Source organism: Paucibacter sp. PLA-PC-4 (assembly GCF_026241155.1).
Lineage (GTDB): Bacteria > Pseudomonadota > Gammaproteobacteria > Burkholderiales > Burkholderiaceae_C > Roseateles_E.
Window position 1 is genome coordinate 1 of record NZ_JAPFGP010000005.1, and the last position, 15,548, is coordinate 15,548.

Annotated in this window: 17 protein-coding genes; 8 read left to right on the plus strand and 9 right to left on the minus strand. The window is 67.8% G+C overall.

Annotation, left to right across the window (positions count from 1 at the left end; translation table 11 throughout):
- Positions 1 to 18 precede the first annotated feature (18 nt).
- Genes OOZ63_RS09080 through gspG form a run of 6 tightly spaced genes read right to left on the minus strand, consistent with a single transcriptional unit; the run spans position 19 to position 5,358 of the window.
- Complete coding sequence (locus OOZ63_RS09080; protein WP_266005118.1) at positions 19 to 252, minus strand: hypothetical protein; 234 nt, start codon at positions 250 to 252, stop codon at positions 19 to 21.
- Positions 249 to 806 (minus strand): GspMb/PilO family protein, encoded by a 558-nt coding sequence (locus OOZ63_RS09085; protein WP_266005119.1) that lies wholly within the window; start codon positions 804 to 806, stop codon positions 249 to 251. Before OOZ63_RS09085 ends, OOZ63_RS09080 begins: the two co-directional genes overlap by 4 nt.
- Positions 803 to 2,167: a hypothetical protein gene (locus OOZ63_RS09090; protein WP_266005120.1), complete on the minus strand. Its 1,365-nt coding sequence runs from the start codon at positions 2,165 to 2,167 to the stop codon at positions 803 to 805. Before OOZ63_RS09090 ends, OOZ63_RS09085 begins: the two co-directional genes overlap by 4 nt.
- The gene (locus OOZ63_RS09095) at positions 2,160 to 3,698 is read right to left on the minus strand and encodes a GspE/PulE family protein (RefSeq protein ID WP_266005121.1); all 1,539 of its coding nucleotides are present in this window, start codon (positions 3,696 to 3,698) and stop codon (positions 2,160 to 2,162) included. Before OOZ63_RS09095 ends, OOZ63_RS09090 begins: the two co-directional genes overlap by 8 nt.
- Positions 3,695 to 4,894 carry a type II secretion system F family protein gene (locus tag OOZ63_RS09100; protein ID WP_266005122.1) on the minus strand — a complete coding sequence of 400 codons (1,200 nt, stop codon included), beginning with the start codon at positions 4,892 to 4,894 and terminating at the stop codon, positions 3,695 to 3,697. Before OOZ63_RS09100 ends, OOZ63_RS09095 begins: the two co-directional genes overlap by 4 nt.
- Positions 4,895 to 4,911: 17 nt before the next feature.
- Complete coding sequence (gene gspG, locus OOZ63_RS09105) at positions 4,912 to 5,358, minus strand: type II secretion system major pseudopilin GspG (RefSeq protein ID WP_323055736.1); 447 nt, start codon at positions 5,356 to 5,358, stop codon at positions 4,912 to 4,914.
- Positions 5,359 to 5,722: 364 nt separating this feature from the next.
- Here gspG and OOZ63_RS09110 point away from each other — a divergent pair, with 364 nt between their 5' ends.
- Positions 5,723 to 6,364: an RpiB/LacA/LacB family sugar-phosphate isomerase gene (locus OOZ63_RS09110; protein ID WP_266005123.1), complete on the plus strand. Its 642-nt coding sequence runs from the start codon at positions 5,723 to 5,725 to the stop codon at positions 6,362 to 6,364.
- A 27-nt stretch (positions 6,365 to 6,391) separates the two neighbouring features.
- Here OOZ63_RS09110 and OOZ63_RS09115 read toward each other — a convergent pair whose 3' ends face one another.
- Positions 6,392 to 7,288 carry a LysR family transcriptional regulator ArgP gene (locus tag OOZ63_RS09115; protein ID WP_266005124.1) on the minus strand — a complete coding sequence of 299 codons (897 nt, stop codon included), beginning with the start codon at positions 7,286 to 7,288 and terminating at the stop codon, positions 6,392 to 6,394.
- A gap of 73 nt (positions 7,289 to 7,361) precedes the next feature.
- Between OOZ63_RS09115 and OOZ63_RS09120 the strand changes: the two genes are divergently transcribed.
- The gene (locus tag OOZ63_RS09120) at positions 7,362 to 8,006 is read left to right on the plus strand and encodes a LysE/ArgO family amino acid transporter (RefSeq protein WP_266005125.1); all 645 of its coding nucleotides are present in this window, start codon (positions 7,362 to 7,364) and stop codon (positions 8,004 to 8,006) included.
- 8 nt (positions 8,007 to 8,014) lie between these two features.
- Here the strand turns inward: OOZ63_RS09120 and OOZ63_RS09125 are convergent, their stop codons facing one another.
- Positions 8,015 to 8,899, minus strand: coding sequence for a LysR substrate-binding domain-containing protein (locus OOZ63_RS09125; RefSeq protein WP_266005126.1), 885 nt, complete (start codon positions 8,897 to 8,899; stop codon positions 8,015 to 8,017).
- Between the two features lie 114 nt (positions 8,900 to 9,013).
- On the opposite strand from OOZ63_RS09125, the gene OOZ63_RS09130 reads away from it, so the two are divergent.
- From OOZ63_RS09130 to OOZ63_RS09155, 6 genes are all read left to right on the plus strand, one after another.
- A complete protein-coding gene (locus OOZ63_RS09130) occupies positions 9,014 to 9,763 on the plus strand; it encodes an SDR family NAD(P)-dependent oxidoreductase (protein ID WP_266005127.1) in 750 nt (249 codons plus the stop codon).
- A gap of 63 nt (positions 9,764 to 9,826) precedes the next feature.
- Positions 9,827 to 10,819, plus strand: a complete 993-nt coding sequence (locus OOZ63_RS09135; protein WP_266005128.1) for a TRAP transporter substrate-binding protein — start codon at positions 9,827 to 9,829, stop codon at positions 10,817 to 10,819.
- A gap of 72 nt (positions 10,820 to 10,891) precedes the next feature.
- Complete coding sequence (locus OOZ63_RS09140) at positions 10,892 to 11,422, plus strand: TRAP transporter small permease (RefSeq protein ID WP_266005129.1); 531 nt, start codon at positions 10,892 to 10,894, stop codon at positions 11,420 to 11,422.
- A gap of 31 nt (positions 11,423 to 11,453) precedes the next feature.
- The gene (locus OOZ63_RS09145) at positions 11,454 to 12,713 is read left to right on the plus strand and encodes a TRAP transporter large permease (RefSeq protein WP_266005130.1); all 1,260 of its coding nucleotides are present in this window, start codon (positions 11,454 to 11,456) and stop codon (positions 12,711 to 12,713) included.
- A gap of 45 nt (positions 12,714 to 12,758) precedes the next feature.
- Positions 12,759 to 13,625, plus strand: a complete 867-nt coding sequence (locus tag OOZ63_RS09150; protein WP_266005131.1) for a transketolase — start codon at positions 12,759 to 12,761, stop codon at positions 13,623 to 13,625.
- The gene (locus OOZ63_RS09155; protein ID WP_266005132.1) at positions 13,622 to 14,626 is read left to right on the plus strand and encodes a transketolase family protein; all 1,005 of its coding nucleotides are present in this window, start codon (positions 13,622 to 13,624) and stop codon (positions 14,624 to 14,626) included. The genes OOZ63_RS09150 and OOZ63_RS09155 overlap by 4 nt, the downstream gene beginning before the upstream one ends.
- Positions 14,627 to 14,895: 269 nt before the next feature.
- Here the strand turns inward: OOZ63_RS09155 and ssb are convergent, their stop codons facing one another.
- Positions 14,896 to 15,441 (minus strand): single-stranded DNA-binding protein, encoded by a 546-nt coding sequence (gene ssb / locus OOZ63_RS09160; RefSeq protein WP_266005133.1) that lies wholly within the window; start codon positions 15,439 to 15,441, stop codon positions 14,896 to 14,898.
- Positions 15,442 to 15,548: the final 107 nt, after the last annotated feature.

Below are 15,548 nucleotides of genomic sequence, written 5' to 3' on the forward strand. Positions count from 1 at the left end.
CGGCATCCGAGATCATGCCTAGTCTCGTGGGCTCGGAGATGTGAATAAGGGACAGGCCTGTGCCCGGCGCGCCGGCGCCGGCGCCGCGCTGGCGGCTGCTGGTGCCGCCGCCGCTTTCGGGCGCGCCAGCGCAGCCGGCTCTTCGGCCATCTCTTCGATCTGAGCCGCCCACATGGTCGCGGCAAGGGCCGCCGCCAGCGCGGCGCCCAGCAGCACCTGGCGCGGCGTCACCGATTTACTGGGGCCACTCATGGCTTGCTCCCGTCCACACGGTCATGCCGCGCATGCAGCGACCAGACCAGCTCGGCATCGATCTGCGCAGCCGTAGGGCTAGCACGGCGCAGCTTCAGGCTATCCAGGCTCAGCGCCGGGTCCTGGCGCAGCGCTGCTTCGATAAAGCCGCGCAGCTGGGCATAGCCGCCCTGCACCGGCATGCTCACGCGCAGCCGTTCCAGCCCGGCCGTCGCATCGATGCTCAGGCGGTGTTCGGTGCGACTGCTGAGCAGGCCCGCGCGCAGGCCCTGCTCCAGCAGATCGGCCAGGCGCTGTTGGCGCTGGTCGGCATCGGGCAGGGCCATCTGCCAGGTCTGCAGCGTGGCTTCGGGGCCGGCGCCGCTGGCGCGCTGAACCCGCAGCTGGCGTTGCAAGCGCTCGGCCGTGGCCTGCAACACGTCGCTCTGGGCCTGCCAGCGCTGGGTCAGGCCCAGCTCCAGCAGCGCCGCCAGCGCCAGCGCGGCCAGCCCCAGCAGGCCGGGCCAGCGCAGCGCGCGCAGCGATCGCTGCATCGAGGCGATGGTCATTTTCATGGCTGGGCCACCGGTTTGGAGCGCGAGACGCGCGGCAGGTCGTCGCGCAGCAGCTCGGGCTGCAGCTTGGCGCCAAGATCGAAGCGCTGGCCCGCCAGGCCCTCGCCGGCGGTCTGGAAGCGGCTCAGCACCACATCGGTCCAGCCCGGCGCGGCGCTCAGGCGCTCGACCAGCTGCAAGGCAAGGGCCTGATCGCCGGCCAGCCCGTCCAGGCGAAGCTCGCGGCGCAGCGCCGAGTAGTCCATGCCCAGCCAGCTGATGCCCTGCTCTGGCGGCTCACCCATGCCGGCCTGCTCCACATGGCTCAGTAGCGGCCCCCAGGGCGTTTGCAGCAGCGACTGCACCTCGGTGGCGACGCGCAGGCGCTCCTGGTCCAACACGGCCCTGGCCCGCGCGGCACCGCGCTGTGCGGCCAAGTCGAGTCGCGGCGGGGGCGGCTGGCGCTGCAGCTGGGCCGACAGCGCGGCCACCCGCTGCTGCGCGGCGCGCAACTGCTCGCGGCTGTCCCAGGCGCTCCACAGGGCGGTGGCCAGCACCAGCGCGCCGCAAAGCGCCAGCGGCCAGCCCAGACGAGAGCGCGGCGCGATGTCGGCGGCGAAGTCGGGGTGCGCAAGCGCGGCAATGGGCTGCGCCAGCGGCTCGAACCAGGCGGGCTTGGGCGTGGCAGCATCCAGCGGCGCCAACTGGCGCACACCCGGCAGCGCCGGCATCTGGGCGGCATCGAGCCCATAGCCCTGCACCAGCACTTGCGTCGCCGCATTGCTGGCCTCCCCCTTGATCTCCGCCAGCGCCTCATGCAGAGCCTGCACAGTGGGTCCGGCCAGGCGCTGATGGCGCAGCTCATGGACCACACCGGCACGTAGCGCCAGCCAGGTCAGCAGGCCGCCCTCGACCCAAGCCAGCGCCGCCTGCGGTGCGCGCAGCCAGTCGGGCTGCTCGGCCGAAACACCTTGCAGCACCGCAGCCCAGGCCGGGCGCAGGCCGCGAAGGCTGACCTGATGCGCATCAAGTCCCTGGCGCAAGGCCTGGAGGTCCAGCCCGTGCAGGGCGCTGACACCCGTCGCGCCCTGCATGCGCCAGCCGGCCAGCGCCCAGCGCTGCGCGGCCGCGCCGAAATAGTGGCCGAAGAGCTGGCGCGCATAAGCCTGCAGCGCGGCCTCGTCGGCCAGCGGCAGACCCGGCTCGCAGATCAGATGCTGCAGCAGATGCTCGGAGGCCACAAGTTCCAGCGCCCGGCCGGCATGGGCGGCGGGGTCCAGGCCTTCGGCCGTCAGCCACAACAGGCTGGGCTTGGCCACGCGAGCACCCAGGCCACGGCGCCAACGCAAGACCTGACCCTTGAGTCCGGGAGCCCTATTCATCGAGGGTGACACGCTCGAGTTCCTCGAAAGTGGTGACGCCGCGGCAGACCGCCTCCAGCGCCATCGCGCGCAGCGGCTTCATGCCGCGCGCACGTGCGGCTTCCTTGATCTGCGACATCGGCGCGCGCGCCGCGATCAGGTCGCGCAGGCCGTCGTCGAGCTTCAGCAGCTCGGCCACCGCGCGCCGCCCGCGATAGCCGCTGCCGCGGCAATGGCCACAGCCCTCGCCGCGCATGAAGCGATGGCCGGCGTCGGGCTTCAAGCCATGGCGGGCCAGGGTCGCTGCCTCTGGTTCGTAGGGCCGGGCGCAATGGCTGCAATTGAGCCGCACCAGGCGCTGGGCCAGTACCGCGTTCAGCGCCGAGACCACGTTGTACAGGTCCAGCCCCATATGCATGAAGCGGCCGATCACGTCAAAGGCATTGTTGGCATGGACAGTCGAGAACACCAGATGGCCGGTCAGCGCCGCCTGCACCGCGATCTGGGCTGTCTCGGCATCGCGGATCTCGCCCACCATCACCCGGTCGGGGTCGTGACGCAAGATGGAGCGCAGGCCACGCGAGAAAGTCAGGCCCTTTTTCTCGTTGACGGGGATCTGCACGACCCCGGCCAGTTGGTACTCGACCGGGTCCTCGATCGTGATGATCTTGTCGGTGCCGGTGTGGATCTCGGCCAGCGTGGCGTACAAGGTGGTGGTCTTGCCGCTGCCGGTCGGGCCAGTCACCAGGAGCATACCGTGCGGCTGACGCGCCTGGGCGCGTATCGCCGCGCGTTCGTCGGCATCGAAGCCCAGCGCATCCAGGGTCAGCTGGCCGCCCGCTTGCTCGATGCGGGCGCGGTCTAGTACGCGTACAACCGCGTCCTCGCCAAACACGCTGGGCATGATGGAGAGGCGGAAGTCGACCTCGCGACCCTGCACCTTGAGCTTGAAGCGGCCATCCTGCGGCAAGCGGCGCTCGCCGATGTCCAGCTCGGACATCACCTTCAACCGCGACACCAGTTGCTCGGCCACCGCCGCGCCCTCGACGGTGCGCACCATGGCCATCACCCCGTCGATACGGAAACGTATCACCGCGCCGCGCACCGTGCACTCGATATGCACATCGCTGGCGCCATCCTGCAGTGCGTCGTACAAGGTGGCGTTGAGCAGGCGCACAACGGGCGAGGCCTGCTCGGACATGCGCAGCGCCGACAGCTCCTCTGTGCCGGCACCGGCCTCGCCGGTGGCCACCTCTTCCTCGACATCGGACAGCGCGCGGAAGTCCGCCTCACCTGCACCCAACCAATGCTCGACCGCGGCCGCCTCGCAGCGCAGCCAGCGCACCGGCTGCTGCAGCCTCGTCTCTATGCTTTGCAGCAGCAGCGCATCAGGGTCGCGCTCGGCCAACAGCATTGCGCGGCCCCCCGCACCGACCGCCAGCACCGCCCGCCAGCGCTGTGCCTGGGCCTGCGGCCAGCGTTCGAAGTCCAGATGCCAGGGGCCACGGTCAGCCGGCAGGAAGTCGCTGAGGGAATGAACGACAGCCGTCACTGGACTTGCTCCACCAACTGAAAGATCGGCAGATACATCAAGACAATGATCCCGCCGATCAAGACACCCATGACCAGCATCAGCGCCGGGTTGATGGCCCGGGTCAACAGCTCGGTCAGGCGCACCGCCTCCTCATCATGAAAGGCTGCCGCGCGCTCCAGCATCGCAGGCAGCTCACCGCTGCGCTCGCCCACCCGCACCATGCGACGCGCCACTGGCGTCGCCAGGCCCTGGTCCTCCAGCGCATCCGAAAAACGTCCGCCCTGCGCCACCTGCTCGGCCGCTGCGGTAACCGCCGCACGCCAGGGCAGGGCTACGACGCCCTCGACGATGCGCAGCGCCGCCAGCACCGGCACGCCCGAGCCCAGCAGCATGCCCATGCTGCGGTACAGGCGCGCCAGCGCCAGCACGCGCAATCTAGGCCCGAGGCCCGGCAGGGTCCACAGCGAGGCCTGCAGGCGCTGCCTGAGGCCGGCGTGGCGCCACAGCCCGAGGCCCGACCCCAGAATCACCGCAAGGCCTCCCAGCACCAGCAGCGGCTGGCTTCCGGCCGTCTGGCCAAAGGTGATCAGCGCGCGCGAGGCCCAGGGCAGCTCATTGCCCAGACCGTCCAGGATGCCCGCAAAGCGCGGCAGCACGAAGAGCAGCAAGAACAGGATCACCGCGCCACCAACCAGCAGCAACATCGCCGGATAAACACAGGCCGCGATAAGGCGCGAGCGCAGGCTCTCGACCCAGGCCAGGTAGCGCGCGTGCTGGGCCAGCGCCGCGCTGAGCTGGCCGGTGCGCTCATTGGCCGCAACGATGGCGCAGACCAGCTCGTCGAAGGCCTGGGGCTGGGCCTGCATCGCGGCCGACAAAGGCCGCCCCTGCTGGACCGCATCGATCACACCGTCCAAGGCCACGCGCACGGCCGGGTTGGCCTCTTTCTCGCGCAGCGTGGTCAGCGCCTCCAGCAGTGCGATGCCGGCGTCCAGCAGCACGGCCAGCTCCTGGCTGAAGAGCTGCAGAGGAAAGCGCTTGCCGCGGCCGCCGAGCTTGGGGCGCTCGGCGCCGCCCGACAGCTCCTCGACCTCCAGCAGATGCTGGGGCGCCACACCGGCCAGGCCGGCCAGCGACTGTCGATCCGGCGCCTCGATGCGCCGCGACTGCACCCCCAGTTGGGGATGGAAGATACGGATCTGGTACTGCGGCATGGAGGGCGCGAGCGATCTCACCAACTGGTCAGATCGGCATCCTCGCCTTCGCCGCCGGGGCGGCCGTCGCGGCCCAGCGAGAACAGATCGTAGTCGCCATGTTCGCCCGGCGAGCGGTACTGGTAGTCATTGCGCCAGGGGTCCTTGGGCACTGCCTTGCTCAGATAGGGCCCCCCCCAGCGCGGTTCTTCGCCGGGTTTGGTGACAAGGGCCGCCAGGCCCTGCTCGGTGCTCGGGTAGCGGCCCACCTCAATGCGGTATTGGTCCAGCGCCTTGGACAGGCCGTCGATCTGCGCTCGCGCTGCCTTGACCTCGGACTTGCCGATCTGGCCGAAGAACTTCGGGCCTACATAGCCGGCCAGCAGGCCGATGATGACCATCACCACCAGCAGCTCCAGCAGGGTGAAGCCGCCACGCCGCTTGGCTGGAATATGTGACGAATTAAAGACAGGGGATCGTGACATGACAAATTGAAAACTGAGCCAACGACTATTCCACGGCAAGCGCAGGCTCGCAATCAGGGCTTGCGCTCCCCGTGTTCGCGGTGTGACTCAGCAATGTAACGGCCATAAATGACAAATGGTCCGAGCACCGCCCGCAGCAAGAGCCGCATAAGAACGGCACAATGATGCCAGCGCCAGCGCCTCGCCTTTGGCAGAGGTGCGCGGTTAGCCAGGTGGAACTTTCTGACCATGCAGTCTTGCCCTTCCCTGGGATTGCACCTGGCATGACGGCCCGCGCCCAGGCCCTCTGGCCTGTGGTGTAGCGGCCCATGCACCAGGCGATGCTCGCCTGCTCCCGTTCGTTCGACTCAGAAAGTCACCCCTCATGAAAATCGCGCTCATCATCGAAAACAGCCAAGCGGCCAAGTCCGACACCGTCTTCAATGCGCTGAAGACCGTCACACAGCCGCTCGGGCACAGCGTGCACCACTACGGTATGTACACCCCCGAGGACAAGGCCTCGCTGACCTATGTGATGAACGGCCTGCTGGCCGGTATCCTGCTGAACTCCAAGGCGGCCGACTTCGTCGTCACCGGCTGCGGCACCGGCATGGGCTCGATGCTGGCCTGCAACGCCATGCCCGGCGTGTTCTGTGGCCTGGTGATCGACCCGACCGATGCCTTCCTGTTCGGCCAGATCAACGACGGCAACTGCCTGTCCATGCCCTATGCCAAGGGCTTCGGCTGGGCGGCCGAACTGAATCTGCAGGACTGCTACCGCAAGCTGTTCGAGCACGAGCGCGGCGTGGGCTACCCGAAGGAGCGCGCTGCCATCATGGCCAAGAACCGAGGCATCCTGAAAGACCTCAAGGCCGCCTCGTGCAAGGACATGCTGAGCGTGCTGAAGACGGTCGACCAGGACCTGCTGAAGGCCACCGTGTCGGGCGAGAAGTTCCAAGAGCTGTTCTTCACGAATTGCCAGGACGACGCCATTGCCGGCCATATCCGCCGCGTGCTGGGCGCCTGAGGCAAGCCGCGCCCTTCACGGCGTCCGTCAGGGCGCCAGCAAGGCCTCGCGGGCGGCCGACAGCACCGCACCGGTCAGGCGGTCCAGCAGCCCCGAAGCCGCGCGAGCGTGCTGCCAATAGAGGGCGACGTCCAGCGGCGTATCGGGCACCAGCTCGACGAGGCTGCCCTCGCTGAGCTGACGGGCTATCATGGACTCCGGATGCAGACCCCAGCCCATGCCTGCCGCTGCGGCACTCACAAAAGCGTGGGAGGACGGCAGGGTATGCCGTGGCAATTCCACGTGCCGGTGGCACAGGCGCCGTGCCCAGCTGGCCTGCAGCTCGTCCTTGGTATTGAAGACGAGGCTGGGCGCCAATGCCAGGGTGCCCGCGCCGACGCCGTCGGCGAAGTAGCGCTGTATGAAGGCGGGGCTCGCGGTGGCGCGGTAGCGCATCGCGCCCAGCGGCCGGCTGTTACAGCCGGCGGCGGGCCGCGCCGACGCCGTCACGGCGGCCAGCACTGCGCCGCTGCGCAGGCGCTCGCTGGTGTGATCCTGGTCATCCACCAGCACTTCCAGCAGCACCGGGTTGTCCGCCGCGAAGCTGGCGAGCGCCGTTGCGGCCCAGGTCGCGAGGCTGTCGGCGTTCACAGCGATCGGCAGCGGGACGCGCGCTGGGGCGTCCGCTGACAGGGCCGGCAGCGCCGTGTGGAGCTCCTGCTCCAGCAGGCGCACTTGATCCACATGCTGGCACAGCCGGCGTCCCGTCTCCGTCGCCCGGCAGGGCTGCTCCCGTATCACCAGCGCGCAGCCGACACGCTCCTCCAGCAGGCGGATGCGCTGAGAAATGGCCGAGGGGGTGACATGGAGCGCGCGCGCCGCGCGTTCAAAACTCCCCTCCCGCATCACGGCGGCCAGGGCAGACAGCGCGGCGTAGTCCAACATCTGATTAGTTTTTCTAAACTCAACTTAGATTAGTTAGTTTGGCTTCATTTGAGAGGACTGGCAAGCTCAGCCCATGATCACTTCAAACCTGGCCGCCGCACCGGCCGCACTGCTGCAGGGTCTGGCGCTGAGCCTGGGCCTGATCGTCGCCATCGGCGCCCAGAATGCCTTTGTGCTGCGCCAGGGCCTGCGCCGCGAGCACGTCGGCCCGGTGGTGCTGTTCTGCGCCGCTGCCGATGCGCTGCTGATCATGGCCGGCGTGCTGGGCATGGCCCAGGCGCTGGGCGAGCGCCCCGGCCTGGCGCGCGCGCTCGCCCTGGCTGGCGCGCTGTTTCTGGCGGTCTACGGCGGGCTTGCGCTGCGCCGCGCCCGGCATGCGGGGCAGTTGCGGGCGGCGGCAGGCGGCGAAGGCCTGGGCCGGACAGCGGCGCTGGCCCAGGCGGCGGCTTTCACGCTGCTGAACCCGCATGTCTATTTGGACACCGTGCTGCTGGTGGGCAGCATCGGCGCCCAACAGCCGGCCGAGCTGCGCGCCTACTTCATCGCCGGCGCTGCGCTCGCCAGTGCCATCTGGTTCGGGCTGCTGGGGTTCGGCGCTCGCTGGCTGGCGCCTTGGTTCGCACGGCCACGGGCCTGGCGGGTGCTGGACAGCCTCATCGGCTTGACCATGTGGGTGCTGTCAGCCTTGCTGCTGCGGCACGCGCTGACGGGCCTCTGAGGCCGAGGCTACCCTTTGGAGGCCTGCTGATGAAGCCAGGTGAGGAAGGCCTCAACCGGCGGCCGCTTGGCATGGCGTGCCGGATAGACGGCGAAGTGCGCCTTGACCTTGATCGACTTGTCGAGCCCGAAGATCGGCTTGAGCTTGCGCTCGGTGATGTGGCGGCCGGCGTTCGTCGCGCTCTCCAGCGCGACGCCCAGCCCCTGGGTCGCCGCGTCGAGTGACATCTGCGCGCGGTCGAAGCGCACGGCAAAGCGCTCAGGTGCCCGCTGATCGGAAAATTCGGCAAACCAGTCCTGCCACTGGACGATGCTGACCGTGCTCTGTATCAGCGGCACATCAAGCAGATGCTCGGGCCGCTTGAGCCGGTGTTCCTGGATGAAGGCCGGGCTGGCAAGCGGCACGATGCGCTCCTCGAACAGCGGCTCGACCACAAGATCCGGCCACTGCGGCACACCGTAGCGGATGTCGATATCGGCCTGCCCCAGCGCGAAATCGCTGTGCGTGTGCGCCGCCGAGAGATTCAGCGAGATATCCGGATGCGCCTGGGCGAATGCCCGCAGGCGTGGCATCAGCCACAGGCTCGCAAGGCTGGGCGCCGAGTGCACATAAAGGCTGTTGTTGACGCCCTGCCTCAGGTCCTCAGTGGCTGCCGTCAGCGCCGACAAGGCGCCGCCGACGCGCCCCAGGTAGTGATCGCCGGCCGTGCTCAGTCGCACGCCGTGCGCACTGCGCTCAAACAAGCGCACGCCCAGATGGGCCTCCAGCCTAGCGACCTGATGGCTGATCGCCGAGGCGGTCAGGTGCAGCTCGGCAGCCGCAAGCGCAAAGCTGCGGCGCCGCGCAACCGCCTCGAAGGCCAGCAGATTGGCCAAGGGTGGAACGCCGGCCATAGGGGGAACCCTCTGGTTAGATGACGAACTGTCATCTTAGCCTGACGAGACTTCGCTTGTTGTCATGCCACGTAGCGCCGACTATTTAGGTCAACAACACAGGAGACAAAGCACATGCTGCTCAAAGACAAAGTTGCCGTGATCACCGGCGGCGCCGGCGTCAACGGCCTGGGATTCGCCACCGCACGCCTGATGGCTGCGCAGGGCGCGAGAGTCGCAATCCTCGACCTGGAGCGCGCCGACCCGGCCGCCGCTGCGGCGCGGCTGGGCGAGGGTCACCTCGGCCTGGTGGCGGACGTGACCGACAAGGCCTCCTGCGAGGCAGCGGCAGCCCGGGTGCTGAAGGCGCTCGGCCGTATCGACATTCTGGTCAACAACGCCGGCATCACTCAGCCTGTCAAGACGCTGGACATCAGCGGCGCCGACTACGATCGCGTCCTCGACGTGAGCCTGCGCGGCACCTTGTACATGTCGCAGGCGGTGCTGCCGGCAATGCGCGAGCACAAGAGCGGCGCCATCGTCTGCATCTCCTCGGTCTCGGCCCAGCGTGGCGGCGGCATCTTCGGCGGGCCGCACTACTCGGCGGCCAAGGCCGGCGTGCTGGGACTGGCGCGGGCGATGGCGCGCGAATTCGGCATCGAGGGCATCCGCGTCAACTGCATCACCCCGGGCCTGATCGAGACCGACATCACCCAGGGCAAGCTGAGCCCGGAGCGCAAGAAGGAAATCGAGGACACGATCCCGCTGGCCCGCCTGGGCCGCGCCGACGATGTGGCGGGGGCCTGTGTCTTTCTCGCCAGCCCGCTATCGGCCTACTGCACCGGCATCACGCTCGATGTGAACGGCGGCATGTTGATTCACTGATCCACTGCTGAACGACCCGAGGCCCACAGAGGCACTCTTCATTCAATCCGGAGACAAAACCCAATGCAACGCACCACCTTCACCCGCACACTGCTGGCCCTCGCCGCCATGATCCTGGTCGCCCCGCTCGCGGCGCAGGCGCAGGCCGTCAAGCTGACACTGGGCCACGGCGCCGCGCCCGGCAATCCGCGCCACGAAGCGGCCATGAAATTCGCCGAGGTCCTCAAGGCCAAGACGGCGGGCCGCATCGAGGTGCAGGTGGCACCCTCGGCCCAGTTGGGCGATGACGCCGCGATGGTGACCGCGCTGCGCACCGGCGCGCTTGATATGTCGGCCAACTCCCAGGGCGCCGCGGCCAATGCGGTGCCAGAGTACGCAGCCTATGGCATGCCGTTCATGTTCTCAACACCAGCCCAGGCCTTCAAGCTGCTCGACGGTCCGCTGGGCAAGGAGCTTGCCGACAAATCCGCCGACAAGGGCATGGTCGTGCTCGGCTACTGGGATAACGGCATCCGCCACATGACCAGCGGCAAGCGCGCCATCACCAAAGTCGAGGACATGAAGGGCCTGAAGATGCGCACGCCGCCGGACGCGGTGCTGGTCGACATCATGCAATCGCTGGGCGCCGAGGCGCAGCAGATCAAGTTCGCCGAGCTCTACGTGGCGCTGCAGCAGGGCGTGGTCGATGGGCAGGAAAACCCGCTGGTCAACATCCATGCCAGCAAGCTCTACGAAGTGCAGAAGCACCTGGCGCTGACCAGCCATATGTTCCAGATGACGCCCTTCTTGATGAGCAAACGCAGCTGGGACCGGTTGAGCGAGGTCGACCGCAAGGCGGTCAGCGAGGCCGCGGTCGAAGCAACGGCGCTGCAGCGCAAGCTGTCACAGGAAGCCGACGACAAACTGCTGGCAGACCTCAAAGCCAAGGGCGTGCTGGTGACCACGCCCGACAAGGCGGCCTTCGTCAAGGCCACTGCCAGCGTCGACGACAAATGGGCGGCAGGTCCCATCGGTCCCTACGTCAAGAAGGTCATTGCTGCCGCGCGCGGCAACTGAATCCCGCACTGACCGCCAGAGTCACCCACGACTGGCGGGGCCTGCCCAGCGCGGGCCCCGAAGGAGACAAACATGAACGATACGCAACGCAGCGCCCTGGATCGCGCTGTCGTCAGCCTGTGCCGCGGGGTGCTGTGGCTGTCCACGGTGGTGATCTTCGGCATCCTGGTGGTCAACACCGTGCTGCGCTACGCCACCGGCTCCAGCGTGCAATGGGCCAACGAGGTGCCCGAGCTGCTGTTCCCTTGGCTGGTGATGGCCGGCGTCGTACTGGCGGCCGTACACGGCGCCCACATCACCACCAGCTTTCTGATGGACACCCTGCCGACCCGGGTGCGCCGGACCGTGACGACGCTGGGCTGGCTGGTAGTGGCCGGGCTTTACAGCACGCTGGCCTTGGCCACCTTCCGGATGCTGGAAATCGTGCACGACGAGAAGTCACCCATCCTGCAGCTGCCCGGCTCCATCACCTACGCCTGCGTGATGGGCGGGATGCTGCTGCTCGCGGTACTGGCCCTGCAGTCGGCCTGGCAAACGGCGTTCGCGCCGCCCGTGCCGGCGCCCAGCAGCGAGGAATCGCCGGTACCGGTGGCCCATTGGTAAGCCGCCTCAGCCCCCTCATCAGGAGCCTCCCATGAGTGCACTCATTCTTGCCGTCTTCCTCGTCGCCGCCGTCGCCGCGATGCCGATTGCCCACGCGCTGCTGGTGGCCGCGATGACCGCTGCGGCAACCTCCGACCGGGTGCCGCTGGATCTGCTGGTGCAGCAGATGGTCGCCCAGGTGCAGAGTTTTCCGCTGATCGCCATTCCCTTCTTCATGCTGACCGGCACCTTGATGATGGGCGGCCGGCTTGGCGAGGCCCTGATCGGCGTGCTGTCCACGCTGATCGGACGCTTTCACGGCGGCCCAGCTCAGGTCGGCGTGCTGTCCTCCACGCTGTTTGGCGGCGTGTCCGGCTCGGCCGTCGCCGATGCCTCGGCGATCGGCTCGCTGCTGATCCCCTGGCACAAGCGCCTGGGCTACCCGGCGGCGTTCTCGGCCGCCACGCTGGCCGCCGCCGCCACCATCGACATCCTGATCCCGCCATCGATCCCAATGATCCTGTTCGCGCTGAGCTCGAATGCGTCCATCGCTTCGCTGTTCATCGCCGGCGTGCTGCCGGGAATGCTGATGTGTGGCGGCTTCATGGCAGCCTGCTGGTGGGTCGGCAAGCGCCGCAACTTCCCCCGAGAGACCACCCCCTTCGATGGCCCGGCCTTTCGCAAGCACCTGGCCTATGCCAGTCCAGCCATCGTGCTGCCGGTGCTGATCATCATCTTCCTGCGCTTCGGCATCGCCACGCCCACGGAGGTGGCCGTGCTCTCGACCCTGTATGCCGGCCTGGTGTCCGCGGTGATCTACCGCGATCTGGGCTGGCCGCGGCTCAACGCGGCCATCGTCCACGCCGGCCTAGCCACGGGCGTGGTGCTGCTTGTCATCATGGCGTCGGCGGCAATCGGCTGGCTGCTGACCTTCGACCAGATGCCACAGGGTATCGCGGCCTGGGTGCAGCAGAACGTGCATGCCAAGTGGCTGGTCATCCTGATCATGAACCTGATGATGCTGATGCTGGGCATGTTCATCGATCTGCCCGCCGCCGTGCTGCTGCTGACGCCGGTCTTCGTGCCGCTGGCCCAGGGCATAGGCATGGACATGACCCAGCTGGGCATCATGATGGTCGTGAACCTGGCCATCGGCCTGTACACCCCGCCGGTAGGCACCACGCTCTTCATCACCAGCGCACTGGCCAAGGTCAAGGTCGGCCAGACCGTGCGTGAGCTGGGCCCGTTCTACCTGGTGGCCTTCGGCGTCCTGGCCCTCGTGTCCTATGTGCCCGCCAGCATCCTGCGCTGAACAGCGCGCCCCGTCTTTTTCTCTAGGTTCTCAAGGAGATTTACCATGACCGACACCGCCGCCTGCGTCTCGGACCTGGCGCAAGCCGCCCACCGCATCCGCCGCTACGCCCTGCGCATGGGCGAGGTACAGGGCCAGGGCTATATCGGCCAAGCACTCGGCTGGGCCGATGTGCTGGCCGTGGCCTACTGCCATGCGCTGACCCTGCGCCCCGAGGAGCCCGAATGGGAGGGCCGCGACCGCTTCCTGCTATCGCATGGCCACTACGCCATCGCCCACTATGCGGCCCTGATCGAAGCAGGTGTGATCCCAGAGAGCGAGCTCGAAACCTATGGCAGCGACGACAGCCGCCTGCCGATGTCCGGCATGGCCGCTTACACGCCAGGCATGGAAGTCTCCGGCGGCTCGCTCGGCCAGGGTCTGGCCATCGGCGTGGGCATGGCGCTGGGTCTACGCCAGAAGAACAACCCGGCCTTCGTCTACAACTCGATGTCCGACGGCGAGCTCGACGAAGGATCAACCTGGGAGGCGGCAATGGGCGCGGCCCACCATCGTCTTGCCAACCTGATCTGCCTGGTGGATGTCAACAACCAGCAGGCCGATGGCCCCTCGGGCAAAGTGCTGGGCTTCGAGCCACTGGCAGACAAATGGTCCGCCTTCGGCTGGCATGTGCAGCGCGTCGATGGCAACGACCTAAAGGCCGTGCTGAAGGCCTTCGATGCCGCACGGCAGCTGACCGAGGCCAAGCCGCGTGTGATCCTCTTCGACACCTTGATGGGCAAGGGCGTGCCCTTCTTAGAGCAGCGCGAGAAGAACCACTTCATTCGCGTCGATCCGCCGGAGTGGCAGCAGGCCCTTGCGGTGCTGGACGCGGCCAATCCATCCACAGCTCGCGAAGGAGCCCTGGCATGAACACCGTCACAGACAAGAAGCCCCGCCTGACCACCTCGGCAATGATCGCCTCGATCGCCAGCGAGGGGCAGCGCGTCAAGGCCGCGCCCTTCGGCAAGGCCCTGGTCGAACTCGCGGCCAGCCGCCCGGAGATCGTCGGGCTGACCGCCGACCTCGCCAAGTACACCGACCTGCACCTGTTCGCCCAGGCCTACCCGGACCGCTTTCACCAGATGGGCATGGCCGAACAGCTGCTGATGGCCGCCGCCGGCGGCATGGCCAAGGAAGGCCTGATGCCTTTTGCGACTACCTATGCGGTCTTCGGCACCCGCCGCGCCTACGACTTCATCCACCAGGTGATTGCCGAGGAGAACCTGAACGTCAAGATCTGCTGCGCGCTGCCCGGCCTGACCACCGGCTATGGCCCCAGCCACCAAGCCACAGAGGACATCGCGATGATGCGCGGTATCCCGGGCCTGACGATCGTCGACCCCTGCGACGCGCTGGACATCGAGCAGGCCGTGCCGCAGATCGCCGCGCACAAGGGCCCGGTCTACATGCGACTTCTGCGCGGCAACGTGCCGCTGGTGCTGGACGAGTACGACTACCAGTTCGAGCTCGGCCGCGCCAAGCTGCTGCGCGACGGCGCCGATGTGCTGGTGATCTCCAGTGGCTTCATGACTATGCGGGCACTGGAAGCGGCGCAGGACCTGGCCACCGATAACGTTGGCGTGGCCGTGCTGCACTGTCCGACGATCAAGCCGCTGGACGAGGCCACCATTGTCGAGGCCGTGCGCTACCAGCACCGCCTGGTCGTCGTCGCCGAGAACCATTCGGTGGTGGGCGGGCTCGGCGAGGCCGTGGCAAGCGCGCTGCTTCGCCACCGCGTGCAGCCGGCCGGCTTCCAACTGGCCGGCCTCCCCGACGCGTTCCTCGACGCCGGCGCGCTGCCGACCCTGCACGAGCGCTACGGCATCAGCCGCGAAGCGCTGGCGCGGCGCATCAAGGCCTGGCTGGGCTGAGCTAGTTGCGCTCGACCTCGCGACAGGCTTCCCAGTCCTGCCGGGCCCCCGGCTTCAGCGCCTGGACGGCAACGCGCCTCTCGCGAGCCGCCACAAGCAGGCGGGCCAGCGGGTCGAGACACAGGCTGGCCTGCGGCAGTTGCAGACGGTTGCTCGAGGGGGCGGCAGAGCCTTGAGGCCGCCCCGCGCAACAGCCATCCACTCGCAAGAAGGCCCGTGGCGCAAAGCGCCACGGGCCTTGAATCAACAGAAAACCAACAAGGTGCTATTTAGAACGGAATATCGTCATCCATATCATCGAAGCCGGTCGAAGACTTCGGGGCCGGTGCCGGGCGCGGGGCCGGGGGGCGCGGTGCGGCGGCACGGGGGGCCGGCGCCGGAGCGTCGAAGTCATCGCCACGGTCGGCACCACGGCCACCACCTCCAGCACTGCGGCCGCCGCTGTAGCTGCTGCCACCGCCGCCGCCCTCGTCACCACCGTCACGGCCGCCCAGCAGCTGCATCTGGTCGGCGATGATCTCGGTGGTGTAGGTGTCGCGGCCCTCCTTGTCCTGCCATTTGCGGGTGCGCAGACGGCCTTCAACATAGAGCGGGCGGCCCTTCTTACAGTATTGCCCGACGATCTCGGCCAGCTTGTCGTTGAACACGACACGGTGCCATTCGGTCTCTTCCTGCTTCTCGCCGGACTCGCGGTTCTTCCAGTTGCGCGTGGTCGCCAGGCTGATGGTACAGAAGGCCACGCCGCTGGGGTTGTAGCGCAACTCGGGGTCGCGCCCGAGGTTGCCGATGAGAATGACTTTGTTGACCGAGGCCATGATGCGCTCCGCTGGCGTTTGTTCGTGAGTGGAGATGGATTATGCCGCTGTCGACCGCCGCCCTCCAACTTGCGCCTCGTGCCCGCGATCCTGCACTTGATCCTCGC